A 14,925-nucleotide genomic window follows, 5' to 3' on the forward strand; every position below is an offset into this window, starting at 1 on the left:
GTTCACCGGTCTGTTGGTGGGCGCGATCCTGATCATTACCGGGCTGACGTTCCCGCACCGGGGAGCGCCCCGTCGCTCAAGGCCCGCCAGGCCGCGTTGCACTGGGACACGGAAGCAGGAACACGCGCATCCATCCCGCCGGATGCCGCTGCCGAAGCCGCAACCGCCTCAGCGTCCTACCACCCCACCGTGCCTGGACGCATCGAGGCCAGGTCCAGCGAAGACGTCCGCTCGACGCCCATGGAGCATCACCACCCACCGCTTCGGTCGTGGCGGCCGTGAAGACGTCGAGCGCCGCCGTTCTCTGGGTAGGCCTCTCGTCGACCAAGTCGCGTGAAGACGTCCGCTCGGCGCCCACACGACCGCCACCAGCACAAGCAGGAGGATCGTCCGCACGCTCTAACCAGAGGCTTCACAAGCCCAGCTCGAAGTAGGCGTGACCACCCTCACCACTCGAACACCCCAGTGACTCGACCTGACCCACCGGGGCCCTTGGAAAGGAATCAGGTCCTGCGTACTCGCCTGTACCGGAGTGGGTTCAGGAACTCGCGGCTGTCGCGCGGAGCGTGGGGTGCTGAGGGCCGGGCATCGCCACACACGGCGGGCGATCGACTGGGACAGGATTGCCCGGTTGCGGTCCGGCGCATCCCCATCTCTGCCGCGTCGGTGCCGTGAGTGGCTGGCGGAGAGCAGTCACAGGAGCTGCTCGATCTGCCGCAACTCCTTGCGAATGCCGGGCAGATCGGTGCGGTCCCGGTCGAGGACGACGTAGAGGAAGAGTCCTTCGTGCGTGCGGCGGGTCAGAGGCCGGATGAGGTGGTACTCCGTGTCCAGGGTGATGAGGATGTCCTCCAGGCGCGCCGGTGGGTAACCGATCAGGTCCATGGCCGACAGTTTGGCGCGTACGACGTCCGTGCCACTGCTCGCGGCCTTGGCGAGGTCGAGACCGTCCGGCTCGCCGAGGGTGCCGAGCGTCATACGGCTGACGTAGTCGACGACCGCAACGCCGAGCGCTCCGTCGAGGCGCATCGCCCGGCGCATCGCGATGGTGATGGCGGACACGGTCACCCCCCTCGTCGTGCGGCACGAGCTTGTGTTCCGGCCGTCTTTGCATCGTGCCACGATTCGCGATGTCTGGCCCTGGAAACGGTCGGGCAGCTGTACGACGTCGTCGTTCATGACGCTGCCCCATGCCGTGTCAGCCGGCCTTCCACCCCCAGGGCGTGTCGACACGAGCCCACTCCTCGTCCCACTGCCTCGACTGCCGCCGGGCCAGGCGCAGGCGGACCAGCTGGGCGCCCCCAGGCCGACCAGCACGCCGGTCCAGGCCGCCTGGAACGACGCTTCACGGGCGTGAGCGGCTTCGACGTCAGCCGGCCCTGCCGGTCGACCCACACCGTGGCCGGGGCGCCCGCTTTCGCGCCGGGGTGCACCTTCGCCTGGCCGGTATGTATCGAGCCGTCCGGCGCCGTCCAGCGCACGATGGCCCAGACCTGACTGCCAACGAGGGCCGATGCCGACGTCCTGCCCGGCGCGTTCTCGGTGAGGACGGCGGAGACCAGGTGGCGCTGGGCCCGTTGCCGGTCCAGCCCGTGGTCCACCGCGGACCCGGCCGCCAGTCCCGTGAGCACACCTCCACAGAGCGCGATCAACCATGCCGCGAGCACGATCCAGGCGTCGACGACGTCACTGCGGCGCCATGGGGGTCCCCCGCTCGAGCGAAGCCGAGAGTGGAGGAGGATTGCGGCGCCAGCGCCACATCCGCACCTTGCCGCATCGGGTCTTTGCCACGGCCGATACCCCCTTCGCGAGCACTGACAGGTCCGTCGCTTTGTTCTCAGTGTCCTCCCGTCGATGCTCCCGACGACCGGACGCGTGAGGCGGGTGGTGCAGGCGTGGCGTCGTTATCGCAGCCGTTACACGAGTTTGGGCTCTCCTTTGCATGGTGCAAAATAAGATGGCGCTTTGTCGCGCGGCCGCCACTCTGGGTGGTCGTTGATCGCTGCTGCACCCATTCCGGGGGGATGTGGGTATGAGTTCCGCACGTGAATTCGGCGCGCGCCATCGCGCCCGCCGTCTCGCTGTCGGCACCGTGGTGGTGCTGGCACTGGCCGGGCTGAACGGGCCGTGGCTGTACCGCTTCGGGAGCGAGAAGTACCACACGTACAAGATCAACAGACCGGAGTACAAGGCCGAGAACGGCCACTGGGACCTGGTGGACGTGCCGAAGGAGTTCCGGCAGAACACCATCCACGGGGCGCTGCTGCAGACCGGCAAGGTGCTGCTGGTCGCCGGTTCCGGCAACAACCTCGACAACTTCGACGCGAAGAACTTCCGCTCGGTGGTCTGGGATCCCGTCAAGAACACGTACGACGAGATCAAGACCCCGGCCGACCTGTTCTGCACCGGCCACATCCATCTGGCCAACGGCAACCTGTTGTTCGCGGGTGGTGCCAAGCGCTACGAGAAGCTCAAGGGTGACGTCACCAAGGCGGGTGGACTGATGGTCGTCCACAACGAGAACCCGGACAAGCCGATCACCCTACCCGCCGGCACCCGCTTCACCGGCAAGGAAAACGGCAAGACCTTCGTCTCCAAAGACCCAGTCACTGTCAAACCGGCGAAGAAGATCTTCGACAAGAAGACCGGCAGGTTCCTGCGCACCGAGGCGAGTGTCGGCCGGATCTACGTCGAAGCACAGAAGAAGGGCGCCAAGTACGAGACCGGCGCCCAGGAGAACTACCGCATCCAGGGCCTGACCGGCTCCGACACCCACAACGTGTACGGCATCGCCAACAAACTCGGCCTGGACAAGAAGGACTTCCAGGGGATCCGGCAGGCGTACGAGTTCAACCCGTACACCGAGAAGTTCACCAAGGTCGCCCCGATGAACGAGGCGCGCTGGTACCCGACCCTGACCCGGCTCGGGGACGGCCGGGTGCTGGCGCTGTCCGGCCTGGACGACATCGGCCAGGTGGTGCCGGGCAAGAGCGAGATCTACGACCCGAAGACCAAGACCTGGCACTACAGCGGCAAGATCCGCCAGTTCCCCACCTACCCGGCCGTCTTCCAACTGCCCGACGGCACCTTCTTCTACTCCGGCTCGAACGCCGGCTACGGACCCAGCAACGTCGGCCGCACGCCCGGCATCTGGCAGTTCGACACCAACAAGTTCACCAAGCTGCCCGGCCTGGACGACGCGAACCTGATGGAGACCTCGGGCACGGTGATGCTGCCGCCCGCTCAGGACGAGAAGTTCATGGTGGTCGGCGGCGGAGGCATCGGCGAGTCGCCCAAGTCGTCGAAGAAGACCCGGGTCATCGACCTCAAGGCGGCCAGCCCGCACTTCACGGACGGACCCCAACTGGAGGAAAGCACCCGCTACCCGGAACTGTCGATCCTGCCCGACGACACCGTCCTGATCACCGGCGGCTCCCAGGACTACCGGGGCCCCGCCTCCGAGAACGTCCACCAGGCCCGCATCTACGACGCCAGGACCGGCAGGATGCGCCGCGTCGCCGACCCCGAGGTGGGCCGCAACTACCACTCCGGCTCCATCCTGCTGCCCGACGGTCGGGTCATCACCTTCGGCCGCGACTCGCTCTTCGCCGACAAGGCCAAGTCCAAGCCCGGGGTCTTCGAACAGCGCCTTGAGATCTACACCCCGCCCTACCTGTACCGGGACTCGCGGCCCTCACTCACGAGCGGCCCCAGCACGGTCAAGCTCGGCGCGACCGCGACCTTCGCCACCAAGTACGCCTCGGTCATCAAGACCGCGCGGCTGATCCACCCCAGCTCCACCACCCACGTCACCGACGTCGAACAGCGCTCCATCGCACTCGACTTCAAGAAGACGAAGGACGGCAAGGGCATCCAGGTCACCGTCCCGAACAACCGCGACCTCGTCCCGGCCGGCTGGTACATGCTCTTCGTCACCGACGACCAGGGCACACCGTCCAAGGCGCTGTGGGTGCGCGTTCCCTAGCGGGTCGTGCCGGAGACATCCAACGCGGCGAGGATGTCGGCGGGTTCGGCGCGCAGGGTGTAGTCGGTGTGGACGAAAGCCCAGCGGATGGTGCCGTCGCGGTCGATGACGTAGGTGGCGGGCATGGGCAGGGTGCGTGGGTGACCGTCGTTGACGTGCTGGAGGTCGAAGCCGAGCTTGTCGTAGACGGCGGCGAGGTCGTCGGGGAGGTCGAAGGCGAGGCCGTACTGCTGGGCGGTGTCGGAGCCGACGTCGCTCAGCACGTCGAAGGCGAGTTGGTGCTTCTCCGTCAGGGTGAGGGACTCGTCGGGGATCTGCGGGGAGACGGCCACCAGGTGAGCCCCGCGCGCGGTGATGGCGTCGTGGTGCTGCTGGAGGGAGCGCAGGGCGATGTTGCAGTACGGGCACCAGGCGCCGCGGTAGAAGGCCAGCACAACGGGGCCGCGAGCGACCAGGTCGTCCAGCGCCACGAACTCTCCGGTGGCGGAAGGCAATCGGAAGCGCGGAGCCGGGTCGCCGACGGTCAGGGCGCGGTCGGCCTGACCGGAGTCGGCGAGCTCCTGCCCGGCCCGGCGCATGATCTCCCGGATCTCGGCGGGGATCTGCTGCTGCCGCGCTTCGTAGAAGGCGCGCAGCTCGGCGTTCAGGGTCATGAGGACGGTCCCTCCTGAAGTGTGAATCGATCAACTCGGAACGACCGTTCCAAGATAGCGGGCGTGAGCTTATCCTGGAACCCTCGTTTCAAGATGGCGGAGCGGGGAGGGTGGTAACGGCATGCCGGACATCAAGCACTTCGACCCGGACACGGTCCTGGAGTCCGTGGTCCGGCTGTTCTGGCGCCAGGGGGTGGCCTCCACGGGGATCCAGGACGTCGTCACGGCGACCGGGGTCAACCGCTCCAGCCTGTACGCCACGTTCGGCGGCAAGCAGGAGCTCTACCGCGCCACGCTGCGCCGCTACCTGGAGAGCCGGTCTCGGCCCGCCTTCCGCCGCCTCGCCGAAGACGGCCGAGGGCTGCCGGCCGTCGCGGAATTCTTCGCCGGGCTGATCAAGGCGCGCTGCTCGGGCGAGCACGCTCGCTGGGGATGCATGGTCTCCAATGCGCATGCCGGAGCCGAGAACCGCGATCCCGAGGTCCGAGCCCTTCTCGACCGGCACCACCGGGAACTGAGGGAGGCACTGCGCACAGCACTCGTCACGGCTCAGCAGCGAGGACAACTCGCTGCCGGAACCGAACCGGACGCCGCCGCCGAACTGCTGGCGCTGCTCGCCTACGGCGTGAACCTGCGCTCCCGCGCGGGGGCCGACGCCGAATCACTGCACGCGACGGTGGACGCCGCGCTGCACGCCTTCGGCGGCCGAATCGCAGCGTGACAAGGGACCGGTCGAGCGATGCTCCCCGGCGACGCCGCGACCCGATCCTCACTTGGGCGGCAGGCTCGCCGCGAACGCGTGCCCTCGTCGATCCACTCTCCGAGCGCCTCGTCCTCCGCGACTGCGGAGCCCGTGACCACGACCCACCCACGCATCGGGCGGCCCGCCATGTCGAAGATCCGCGCACCGGGCCGGGCAAGCGCCTCGTCGGTGGCCTCGGGGCCGACCCGGACCATGAGGTCGTCGCCGCTCACCCCGACGGCCATGTTGCCGTGGTGGAGGAACGCGATGCCCCCGAACATCCGCTTCTCTGCGATGTCGGGATCCGCCCCCAAGCGCTGCCGGATGCGCTCGGTCAGCCCTTCGTCGTACGCCATCACGTGCCGCCTTCCAGGCCGGTGAGCCGGCGTTCGAGGTCACGCAGGTCCTTGCCGAGACTGGACCGGACCTGGCCGGCATCAGCGGTGCCGCCAGGCGGAGGAGACCGCCAGGGCCGCCGCGCACCCGGACGCCGGCCAGGGTGCCGCGTGGGTGGGTCTCGAAGGTGTAGGTGACGTGCAGGGGCATGGGGGCGGCCGTGGCGATCATGTCCAGCAGTCGTGGTGGCTCGTGTGCGGTCACCCGCAGGACGTAGTCGATGCGCCTTGCCGGGGAAGTACGCCGTACGGGTCCCCTCGGCGCCCACTCCGAACCCGCCGCCGTCCGCTTCCCTGGTCACCTCCGCCTGCCGGATGCCTTGGGTCTTCCCCCATAGCCCTGAACGGGCATGGGAGGTGCCACCAGGTGTCGTGACGCCAGTCCATGGCGTACGCCGCCACCTGCCCGGGCGGCAGCGGGATCGCGCGCCGCGCCGTCACGGCGATTGCCACGGGGCCGGGATCCCAGCCGACGTCCCCGTGCGCACGACATCGGTCGGAACGATGACGGATGGCGGACAAAGCGCGACAAACGGAGATCCACGCGAGAAGCTGCGGCTGGATCCGTTCCTCCCGGGACAAGACGCCGCCTCGCGCACAAGGAGCCGCCGTGAACGCCACCGACGACAGCTACCGCTTCGACGACCTCACCGCTCTTTTCATCAACTGCACACTCAAGCCGTCGCCGCAGCAGAGCCACACCCAGGGACTGATCGACAAGAGCGCGGAGATCATGATGTCGCGTGGGGTCACGACATCCGAGATCCGCGCGGTCGACCACGACCTCGCCACCGGTGTCTACCCGGACATGACCGAGCACGGCTTCTCGACGGACGAGTGGCCGGCACTGTACGAGCAGGTGATGGCCGCGGACATCCTGGTGTTGGCCGGGCCGATCTGGCTGGGCGACAACAGCTCGGTCACCAAGAAGGTGATCGAGCGGCTCTACGGCGGCTCCGGCCTGCTCAACTCCGAGGGGCAGTACGCCTATTACGGCCGCGTCGGCGGCTGCCTGATCACCGGCAACGAGGACGGCGTCAAGCACTGCGCGATGAACATCCTCTACAGCCTCCAGCACCTTGGCTACACGATCCCGCCGCAGGCCGACGCCGGCTGGATCGGACCGGCGGGCCCGGGCCCGTCGTACCTCGACCCCGGCTCGGGTGGGGCGGAGAATGACTTCACCAACCGCAACACCGCCTTCATGACGTGGAACCTGATGCACCTGGCGGCCATGCTCAAGCGGGCCAAGGGCATCCCCGCCCACGGCAACCAGCGCTCGGAGTGGGATGCGGGCTGCCGCTCCGATGCGCCGAACCCGGACTATCGCTGAGTTCTAAGCGGTCAGCGGTACGCCGTGCTCGTCGGCGAAGATGCGTCGGCACTGGCCGTTGCAGAAGCCGTCGACGGTGTCCTCCACCTCAAGAGTGAGATCGGTGGAGTTGAGGTCCACGGTCATCCCGCACACGGGGTCGATGACGGTGCCGGGCGGCAGTTCGTCGGTGGGGCTATTCGCGATGGCGCCGCGGTGCGGGGCGGTCATGTGCTGGATGAGGTCGAGGCTGCCCATGGTGCGGCCGCACATGCCGAGGCTGCCTTCGGGGATGCCGACGACGTGGATCAGGGCGTGCGGCTGGTCGCGGAGCCGGTCGGGGTCGCGGCCGGCCTCCGCCTCGGTGTCGGCGAGGGCCTGGGTGAGGCGGTCGATGGCGTGGGCGCTCATCTCCTTGCGCCAGGCGGCCGGGGCGCTGACCCGGATCAGGTAGCGGGGCGAGTCGGCGGGATCGACGGGGGGACGGTCGCCGGTGATCCAGGCGGCGGGTTCGTGGATGAGTACCTGGGTGAGGGCGCGTGCGGAGTCCATGACGGCTTCGGCATGGGCGTCCTCGGTACCCATGAGCGCGTCGATGAGCCGCTTGCCGACTTCTTGGTGTCGTGCCGGGTCGAGAACGCCCGCGGGTGCGAAGACCTCGATGAGAATCATGCCTTCATGCTCGATCGGCGGGTCCTCGCGGTCGTCGTACGGACGGAGCGGGTTGGGGTTACTCCGAGGGGAGTGGAGGACTACTGCGGCGGGAGTACGACGGCCTTCAGTCACCGGTGCGCGTGCGGTTGCGGGTCCTGATCCGGAAGATCACCAGCCCGATCGCGGCAAACCCGGCCGCCCAGCTCAGGCCGAGCGCGAGGTGGCCCCACAGTGCGGTGTTCCCGAAGGAGCCGCCGACGGCGAACTGCATGGGCCCGAAGGAGGGAAACCATTCCAGGACGGGCTTGTTGGCGAGCGGGTTGCCCAGCGGGTTCTGCAGAAAGGTGTCCATCAGCCCGCCCATGATGATCAGGAAGAAGCCTTCCAGGTCGTGCTTGACCAGGACGCCGAGGAACAGGCCGAGCGCGCCGTAGGTGAGTGAGATGGCGCTGAAGCCGGTGAGCACGGCGAACCAGCCGCCGGGATCCGGACGCCAGAAGGGAAGCATCGCGAGCGCAGTGTAGAGCGCGATCGCCCCCGCGACCAGGGCGACGGCCAGGGACTTGGCGCCGATGAGCGTGCTCTGCCGGTATCCGGCGAACACCAGGCGCCGGTCGAAGGCGAGGGCCTTGCGGACGGCGTCGAAGACGACGAACCCGGCGATCATCGTGACAGAGTTGAGGCCGGCGGAGATCAGGGTCAGGTGGCCGCCGTCGACGTGCAGGACCCGGCCGGTGGCGTAGAGCTTGAAGTCCAGCGGCGTGTGTCCGGCCAAGGCGGCCATCATCAGGTACCAGGCGGGTACGAAGAGGACGAGCAGCAGTGCGGCGAGCCGGTTGCGGGTCTGGTCGCGCACGCAGAAGCGCAGGGCGGTGGGGAACTGGCCGTACAGCGGCCGCAGTCGCAGTGCGTCAGGCACCGACATGGTGGTCCTCCCTCGACGTCGTACGCGGGGTGAGCCGGCCGTCGGTCAGATCGGCCAGCAGGTCGAAGCGGTCCTGTTCGAACACGAGATGGGTGATGACCACGATGGCCTTTCCACGGGCGCGCAGGTCCTCGACCAGGTTCCAGAACCGCAGGTAGGTCTCCCAGTCGAAGCCCTGGTAGGGCTCGTCGAGGAGGAGGACGTCCGGGTCGTGCAGCAGGGCCAGGGTGAGGTTGAGCTTCTGCCTTGTGCCGCCGGACAGTTCGCCGGCGAGGGACGCTTCGTACTGGTCGTAGCCGAGGAGGCGGACGAGTTCACGGCCGCGGTCCAGATCGGGCAGGCGGTGGGCGGCGGCGAAGTAGCGCAAGTGCTGTTCGACAGTGAGGCTCGCGTTCAGGACGGGGTCCTGCGGGCAGTAGCCAAGGGTGCCGGACAGAACGATCTCGCCGTGGTCCACGGGCAGAGTGCCGGCCAGGATCTTCAGCAGCGTCGACTTGCCCGCGCCGTTCTCGCCCACGACGGCGACGAGTTGCCCGGGGGCGACGGTGAGGTCGGCGCCGCGCAGGACGGGATGCTTGCCGTAGGACTTGTGGATGTTGTGGGCCTGAAGTACGTGTGATGGTGCGGGTGTTGAGCCGGGCGCCATGCGCCGCCTCCCTAGGGTGCGTCTCCTTGCGGTTCCGGTGGTACCGCGTTCAGTCCGCCCGCGTAGATACTGAGCATCTCCGGGGCCCAGCGGGTCATCCCGTCGACCGACAGCGGGTCCGTGCCGAGGACTTCGGCCAGGCGGTCGCGCAGCAGGAACAGAGCCAGGTCGTTGGCGAGGAGCAGGGCTGCGCGCACCGCCGGATCCCTTCCGGGGGCGGCCAGTCCCGCTGCCGCCAGGCCGTCCAGCGCGGCCCTGCTCAGTTCGTACAGACGCCGGAACAGCAGGCGTGCGGCGTCCGTGTCAGACAGCAGGAGCCGGCGCAGGTAGCTGGGCAGCGGTGAGTCGTCGGGCAGGTGCCGCGCGAACACCTCGCTCAGCGAACTCGGCCCGGCCCCGGGATCGAGCAGCTGCGCCCCGCCGTCCCCTGTCAACTCACCGAGCATCGCCTCGAAGACGTCCAGGACGTACTGGTCGACCTCCTGGCGCAGGCCCTCCTTCGACCCGAAGTGGTGCATGACCAGCCCTGGCGACACGCCGGCGGCAGCGGCGATCTGCCGCATCGTCACCGCCTCCGCACCGCTTGCGGCGAACAGGCGCAGGGCCTCGTCACGGATGACCGCGCGGGTGGTCCGGTCGTCGCGGATTGAACGCATGTGCAGAATACTAAACGATCGTTCAATCGCTGTCCAGGGGTGCGGGGGCGGCACGCCTTGTGCCTTTGGCGCGCATCACCCCGTACGGGGCCTCGGCGGGGGCGTGCCCGCGTAGGCCGGAGCGGGCGGCGGGGCGGTCGAGGTGGGCACGCCGTCCGACACCACCTCTCCGGACTGCTGTGAGGTGACACCTGTGGGCGTGCCGCCCGGGGCATCTGAACGGCTGGGCGCTTGGGTAAGGGCCCCGGCGGCCACGAGCACCGCGGCGACCGTCGCGAGGACGCGGCCCGCCCGTCGCCACCGGGCCGGGCCGTCCATGTCCCGCCATGCCGGGCAGGGCCGCCGTTCCTCCGGCTGCCACACCTCACCCACCGCATCGAAAGATGCCGACCGGGGTTCGACGGGTGCGCCCCCTTGCCGCTCCTGCCGCGCGCCGTGTGAGTCCGCCGGATCGGGGCGGCTCCCGGCTGCCCGCTCCCGTGCGGAGAGTTCCCTGGGTGCGGAGGCCCGGATGGCCTGTTCGGTATCGCCGAGGAACCTCCGCCATACGGTGTCAGGGACGGGCGGAACGCCGCCCCCGTCGTCCGGAGTTCCGCCCCGACCCGGGTCTTCAGCGACCACGCTCCCCCTCCTTCTCGGCTCTCCTCGGCCGGGTCCATTCTGCGGACCGCGGCGGACCGTGCGGATAGGCGGAGTGGGTACGGAGGGCACGCGTCTCCGGGAACCGGGTGGTGGGAGACCTGTCGGCGGTCGGCATGTCGCCCCCACTTCGGACAGTGTGCCGATCACTCCTGGGCGCTGGGCGACACCGACCGCCGACTCGGCCCCCCGAGTGCAAGTTTTGCACAGTGCAAAATCTGATCGCCAGAGCTTTGGGGTGGTCTTGGTCTGGAGTTGAACCCTCGTAGTGCCTGGCCTTCACGGCAGCCGGGTTCCCGGGCCGGCGTCCAGGCGTACGAAGGGGATGGCCCGGCCTGCCTCCCGGAATCCGGAGTCGGTGCCGTTGGACGGCAATCCCATGAACGCGCACAGGCGGCGTGCGGTGCGTGGGTGTCGCCGGGCGTAGCGGGCCATGATCTCGGCGCCTTCGTCCGGTGTGGGGAAGCGGGCCGTGACGGCGTGACGGCGGGTGCCCACCTCGATCAGGGTCTTCGGCTCCGCGCGCAGATTGCGGTACCAGGCCGCCTTCGGGCCGAAGCCGGACGCGACGGTCCAACTGCCGTCGTCCGGCGCGTACTCCACCACTTCGAGCACCACGCGGTGGTCGCGTCCGGTGACACGGCCCGTGTGATGCAGCAGGAGCAACCGACCGCCGAAGACCCATCCCAGTCCGCAGCGGAAGAGGGAGATCGGCATGCGGGCGAGGAACCGCCGCCATCCGGTGGGGAGTCGAGGCCATTCCGGTGGAGTGTGTCTGTGGGGCATCTTCGCCTTCCGACGTCGGACATGTCGGCTCTCGGCCTCTGTTGGGTAAAGGCCTGGACCGAGAGTCCCTTCCTCACAGGAACCTTTGCATAGTCTAAATCCGGGGAGGGGTGTCTGTGCCAAAAGTGATCAGACGGCTCTCATGCGCTGGAACTTCTTCTGGAGGATGCATGACCGGGCAGAAGCCGACGCAGGGTTCTGCGGTGCTGTCCTGGATGCCGGTGGCGGCGATGGCCGTGGTGGCCGGGGCTGATGTCGTCGCCGGGCCGGGGGTGGGACTCCTGCCGCTGGTCTCGCTCGGGCCGGCGTTCTCCGGGCTGGTCGGTGGATGGCGGCGTACGGCGCTGATGGGTGCGGTGGCGCTGCTCGTGTGCGTGGCACTGGGGATGTACGACGGGCTGTTCGAGGAGCGGCGGGGTTTCACGGCGATGGCGTCGGTGGCGGGGGTCACCGGCGTGGGCATCGCGGCCGCGGTGACACGCTCGCGCAGGGAGGCGGAGCTGGCCAGTGTCCGTTCGATCGCGGAGGTGGCGCAACGGGTGTTGCTGCGGCCGGTGCCACGCACCGCGGGCCCGCTGCAGGCCGCGGTGTCGTACACGTCGGCGGTCGCCGAGGCGCGGATCGGCGGTGACCTGTACGAGATGGTGGCGTCACCGCACGGCATCAGGGTGATCGTGGGCGATGTGCAGGGCAAGGGGCTGGCCGCGGTGGAGACGGCCGCCGTGGTCCTCGGCGCCTTCCGGGAGGCGGCCCACGACGAACCCGACCTGGTCGGGCTGGGCGAGCGGCTGGAGCGCAGCGTGGCCCGGGAGCTGGAGGGGGAGAAGTTCGTCACCGCCGTCCTCGCCGAGATCGGTTCGGACCATGGGGTCGTCTTCCTCAACTACGGTCACCCGGCCCCGATGGTCGTCCGCCGCGACGGTGACGTCGACTTTCCGCAGCCACCCGCGTACGCCCTCCCCCTGGGACTGGGTGCTCACGGCAGCGAAGGACCCACGCCCTATCGGGTGGACTTCGCCCCCGGCGAGCAGCTGCTGCTGTACACCGACGGGGTCACCGAGGCCCGGGACGCGGACGGCACTTTCTACCCCCTCGGCGAGAGAGCGGACCTGCTCAAGGAACCCGACGCCGGCCGCGCCCTGGAGGCACTGCGCGAGGACCTCGTGCGCCACGTCGCAGGGCCGCTCCATGACGACGCCGCCATGCTGCTGCTGCGGTACCACGGTCATGGGGAAGGAAAATCTGTTCCCATCGGGTGAGGGGGCACCGCCTTCGGCAGGGTAGAAAGGACACATGCTGGAGCGTGAGAACCCCGCGGGGGCCATGGACGACGTCGACGCGGTCACCCGTGCGGTGCTGACCGCGTCCCGCCTGCTGGTGGCGGTCTCCGCCCGCTCGCTTGCCGAGGTCGAGGAACGGGTAACCCTCCCGCAGTTCCGGATGCTGGTCGTGCTGTCCACCCGCGGCGCCACCAAACTGGTGACGCTGGCCGATCTGCTCCAGGTGGCGCCGTCCACGGCGATGCGGATGGTCGACCGGCTCATCGCGACTGGCCTCGCCGACCGGCAGACCAACCCGGGCAACCGCCGCGAGACCCTGCTGCAGCTCACCGAGGAAGGCCAGCGCACCGTCGAGGACGTCACGGCCCGGCGCCGTACTGAGATCGCCGCCATCGTCGAGCGGCTTTCCCCGATCCAGCGCCTGGCGCTGGTCGAGGCCCTGGGCGCATTCAACAAGGCGGGAGGCGAGCCTCCCGCTCCCGCCCTGGACGATCAGGAACCCCATCCGCTCGGCTGGGTCGTCGACGGCGTCATGGCGCACGACACCTGACGCTTCTCCCGGCCGTTGTCACGATTCCCGGACGGCTCTTTTCTGAGTCCGAAAGATTTTGCATAATGCAAGGGAATTGCGAACGTCGGCTGCACTGCCGTGCTCCGGCAGTGCTGCGGCGTGCGGGTGCCGCTCGCGAAGTGTGTCTGCGGGCGGTGGCGTCAGCGGTCGCCATGGACGGGAAGGGTGCCGGGGTGTGACACGCGTGCGCCGGAGGCGTCATCACTTGTCCCCGTCCGAACGTCACCTGATGGCGTACTTGCGCACCTCAGTGTGGGGCCCGGCGGAGTTCGTCGGGCGGCCGCCCTGGTGGCTCGTGGCGGAGGGGCTCCTGGCGGGGGTCCTCGGTGCCGGGGGGATCGTCGGTACGGCACTCTTCGGTGCCTGGACGGGTCGGCCCTCGCTGGCCGACGGCGAGGCGGGCCTGGTGTGCGCGGGGGCGCTGGCCGTGTATTTGTCCTTCGTGGGGGCCGGGCGAGCGCTGATCGGCATCGCCGCGCTGCTCGGTATGTGCCTCGCGCTGCAGGCCCCGCAGGCAGCCACCGGGATGGTGCTGGCCGCACGGGGGCAGGTGCAGTCCGTGGTGGTGACGTCGGTCGAGGACGGCCGGGCGGCGGACGGCGGGACTGCCCGCTACCTGTGCTCGGTGGCGGACACCGACGGCGTCCCGCTAAAGGTCCGCATCTGGCGTGGCTGCGGAGAAGCGACCCGGCCCGGAGACGCGCTCGCCGTCGTGTCGGATCCCGAGGGGCGGGTGCCCCCGCGCGGTGCACAGGCGGGGGCGCGTGTGTCGGGACCACTGCGCGACCTGGCCCCCTGGGCCGCAGCCCTCATAGCAGGGGCTCTGCTCGCCGTCGTCCGCTCCTACCGGCTCTCCCGCCCCGGACAGACCGTGATCCCGTTCGGCACTGGTCAGCCCGACCACCGCTGATCAGCCGGCCGACGGACTGGGCATCGGGGAGGCGGTGTTGATGGCCAGGTCGGGGCGGGCGGTGAGGACGACGATCGGGGCGCCCGGCTGGGCTGCGGGTGGCGTGAGCTGCTCCTTGGGGAGCTTGGGCGGGGTGGTCTGCTGGAAGTTGACCTGGTCGAAGTTCACGACGCCGGTCTTCTCCAGCACGGTGATGTGGTCGAGGACCGTGTCGTTGGCCAGGTCGGCGAGCTGACGCACGAGTGTGTTCTTGGTGCTGGCGCGGATCTTGGCGATGGTCGGGAAGATCTGGCCGTGGGTCACGCGCATGATGTTGGCGGCGGTGGTGTCGAACTGCGTGCCGGACTGGGCCGCCGAGGTCTGCACGAACTGCTGCTGTTGCGGGGTGGCCTGGTTGGGCAGGGTGATGTTCAGCTCGGGGGCGATCTTGCGGCACAGTTCGTCGAGACCGGCGTGCCCCACGATCAGGTGCTTGCCGGCCTCCCGCATCTCCAGGGTGGAGCCCTTCTGGAGCGCCAGCTCGCCCAGCGGGTACTCCCACAGTCCGGCGGAGCGCACCTTGACGACGAAGTCGCGGTCGCCCTCCGTGAGCGGGCCGTACTGCGTGCTGGCGATGACCCGGTTCGGATCGCTGGAGACGGTCTGCACACCGAGCATGGCGGGGTAGGCGAGTGCGGAGAGGGTCAGGCCGAGTGCGCCGACCACGACAACGGATCCGACCATGTTGCGGGAGATGGGCATGCGGCCTCCAGGCGTGAGCGGCTGGTACGC

16 protein-coding genes are annotated in these 14,925 nt (G+C 69.1%); 7 read left to right on the forward strand and 9 right to left on the reverse strand.

Going from position 1 to position 14,925, the window contains the following annotated elements:
* Positions 1–693: 693 nt before the first annotated feature.
* Positions 694–1,062: a hypothetical protein gene (locus tag ACFZDK_RS33875; protein WP_390977743.1), complete on the reverse strand. Its 369-nt coding sequence runs from the start codon at positions 1,060–1,062 to the stop codon at positions 694–696.
* A 291-nt stretch (positions 1,063–1,353) separates the two neighbouring features.
* Between ACFZDK_RS33875 and ACFZDK_RS33880 the strand changes: the two genes are divergently transcribed.
* Positions 1,354–1,497, forward strand: coding sequence for a hypothetical protein (locus tag ACFZDK_RS33880; protein ID WP_390977745.1), 144 nt, complete (start codon positions 1,354–1,356; stop codon positions 1,495–1,497).
* Positions 1,498–2,032: 535 nt separating this feature from the next.
* Entirely contained in the window at positions 2,033–3,985 is a 1,953-nt protein-coding gene (locus ACFZDK_RS33885) for a galactose oxidase-like domain-containing protein (protein ID WP_390977747.1), read from the forward strand.
* On the opposite strand, the gene ACFZDK_RS33890 is transcribed toward ACFZDK_RS33885, so the two are convergent.
* Positions 3,982–4,638 carry a redoxin domain-containing protein gene (locus ACFZDK_RS33890; RefSeq protein WP_390977750.1) on the reverse strand — a complete coding sequence of 219 codons (657 nt, stop codon included), beginning with the start codon at positions 4,636–4,638 and terminating at the stop codon, positions 3,982–3,984. The two genes, ACFZDK_RS33885 and ACFZDK_RS33890, sit on opposite strands and share 4 nt — an antisense overlap.
* Positions 4,639–4,759: 121 nt before the next feature.
* Between ACFZDK_RS33890 and ACFZDK_RS33895 the strand changes: the two genes are divergently transcribed.
* Positions 4,760–5,359 carry a TetR family transcriptional regulator C-terminal domain-containing protein gene (locus ACFZDK_RS33895; RefSeq protein ID WP_390977752.1) on the forward strand — a complete coding sequence of 200 codons (600 nt, stop codon included), beginning with the start codon at positions 4,760–4,762 and terminating at the stop codon, positions 5,357–5,359.
* Here the strand turns inward: ACFZDK_RS33895 and ACFZDK_RS33900 are convergent.
* Positions 5,257–5,736 carry a TfoX/Sxy family protein gene (locus tag ACFZDK_RS33900; RefSeq protein WP_390977754.1) on the reverse strand — a complete coding sequence of 160 codons (480 nt, stop codon included), beginning with the start codon at positions 5,734–5,736 and terminating at the stop codon, positions 5,257–5,259. The genes ACFZDK_RS33895 and ACFZDK_RS33900 overlap by 103 nt on opposite strands.
* Positions 5,737–6,385: 649 nt before the next feature.
* Between ACFZDK_RS33900 and ACFZDK_RS33905 the strand changes: the two genes are divergently transcribed.
* The gene (locus ACFZDK_RS33905) at positions 6,386–7,108 is read left to right on the forward strand and encodes an NAD(P)H-dependent oxidoreductase (protein ID WP_390977756.1); all 723 of its coding nucleotides are present in this window, start codon (positions 6,386–6,388) and stop codon (positions 7,106–7,108) included.
* A gap of 3 nt (positions 7,109–7,111) precedes the next feature.
* On the opposite strand, the gene ACFZDK_RS33910 is transcribed toward ACFZDK_RS33905, so the two are convergent.
* From ACFZDK_RS33910 to ACFZDK_RS33930, 5 genes are all read right to left on the reverse strand, one after another.
* Complete coding sequence (locus tag ACFZDK_RS33910) at positions 7,112–7,759, reverse strand: hypothetical protein (RefSeq protein WP_390977758.1); 648 nt, start codon at positions 7,757–7,759, stop codon at positions 7,112–7,114.
* A 106-nt stretch (positions 7,760–7,865) separates the two neighbouring features.
* Entirely contained in the window at positions 7,866–8,666 is an 801-nt protein-coding gene (locus ACFZDK_RS33915) for a hypothetical protein (RefSeq protein WP_390977760.1), read from the reverse strand.
* Positions 8,653–9,312: an ATP-binding cassette domain-containing protein gene (locus ACFZDK_RS33920; RefSeq protein ID WP_390977762.1), complete on the reverse strand. Its 660-nt coding sequence runs from the start codon at positions 9,310–9,312 to the stop codon at positions 8,653–8,655. The genes ACFZDK_RS33915 and ACFZDK_RS33920 overlap by 14 nt, the downstream gene beginning before the upstream one ends.
* An 11-nt stretch (positions 9,313–9,323) precedes the next feature.
* On the reverse strand, positions 9,324–9,968 hold the full coding sequence (locus tag ACFZDK_RS33925; RefSeq protein WP_390977764.1) for a TetR family transcriptional regulator: 645 nt from the start codon (positions 9,966–9,968) through the stop codon (positions 9,324–9,326).
* Positions 9,969–10,886: 918 nt separating this feature from the next.
* On the reverse strand, positions 10,887–11,393 hold the full coding sequence (locus ACFZDK_RS33930) for a nitroreductase family deazaflavin-dependent oxidoreductase (RefSeq protein ID WP_390977766.1): 507 nt from the start codon (positions 11,391–11,393) through the stop codon (positions 10,887–10,889).
* 170 nt (positions 11,394–11,563) lie between these two features.
* Between ACFZDK_RS33930 and ACFZDK_RS33935 the strand changes: the two genes are divergently transcribed.
* The 3 genes from ACFZDK_RS33935 (at position 11,564) to ACFZDK_RS33945 (ending at position 14,154) form a co-directional block, all read left to right on the forward strand.
* Positions 11,564–12,652 (forward strand): SpoIIE family protein phosphatase, encoded by a 1,089-nt coding sequence (locus ACFZDK_RS33935; RefSeq protein WP_390977768.1) that lies wholly within the window; start codon positions 11,564–11,566, stop codon positions 12,650–12,652.
* 34 nt (positions 12,653–12,686) lie between these two features.
* The gene (locus ACFZDK_RS33940) at positions 12,687–13,223 is read left to right on the forward strand and encodes a MarR family transcriptional regulator (RefSeq protein ID WP_390977770.1); all 537 of its coding nucleotides are present in this window, start codon (positions 12,687–12,689) and stop codon (positions 13,221–13,223) included.
* Positions 13,224–13,473: 250 nt separating this feature from the next.
* On the forward strand, positions 13,474–14,154 hold the full coding sequence (locus ACFZDK_RS33945) for a hypothetical protein (protein ID WP_390977772.1): 681 nt from the start codon (positions 13,474–13,476) through the stop codon (positions 14,152–14,154).
* Here the strand turns inward: ACFZDK_RS33945 and ACFZDK_RS33950 are convergent, their stop codons facing one another.
* On the reverse strand, positions 14,155–14,895 hold the full coding sequence (locus ACFZDK_RS33950) for a DUF4142 domain-containing protein (protein WP_390977774.1): 741 nt from the start codon (positions 14,893–14,895) through the stop codon (positions 14,155–14,157).
* Positions 14,896–14,925: the final 30 nt, after the last annotated feature.

The organism is Streptomyces sp. NPDC007901 (genome assembly GCF_042959465.1).
GTDB lineage: Bacteria > Actinomycetota > Actinomycetes > Streptomycetales > Streptomycetaceae > Streptomyces.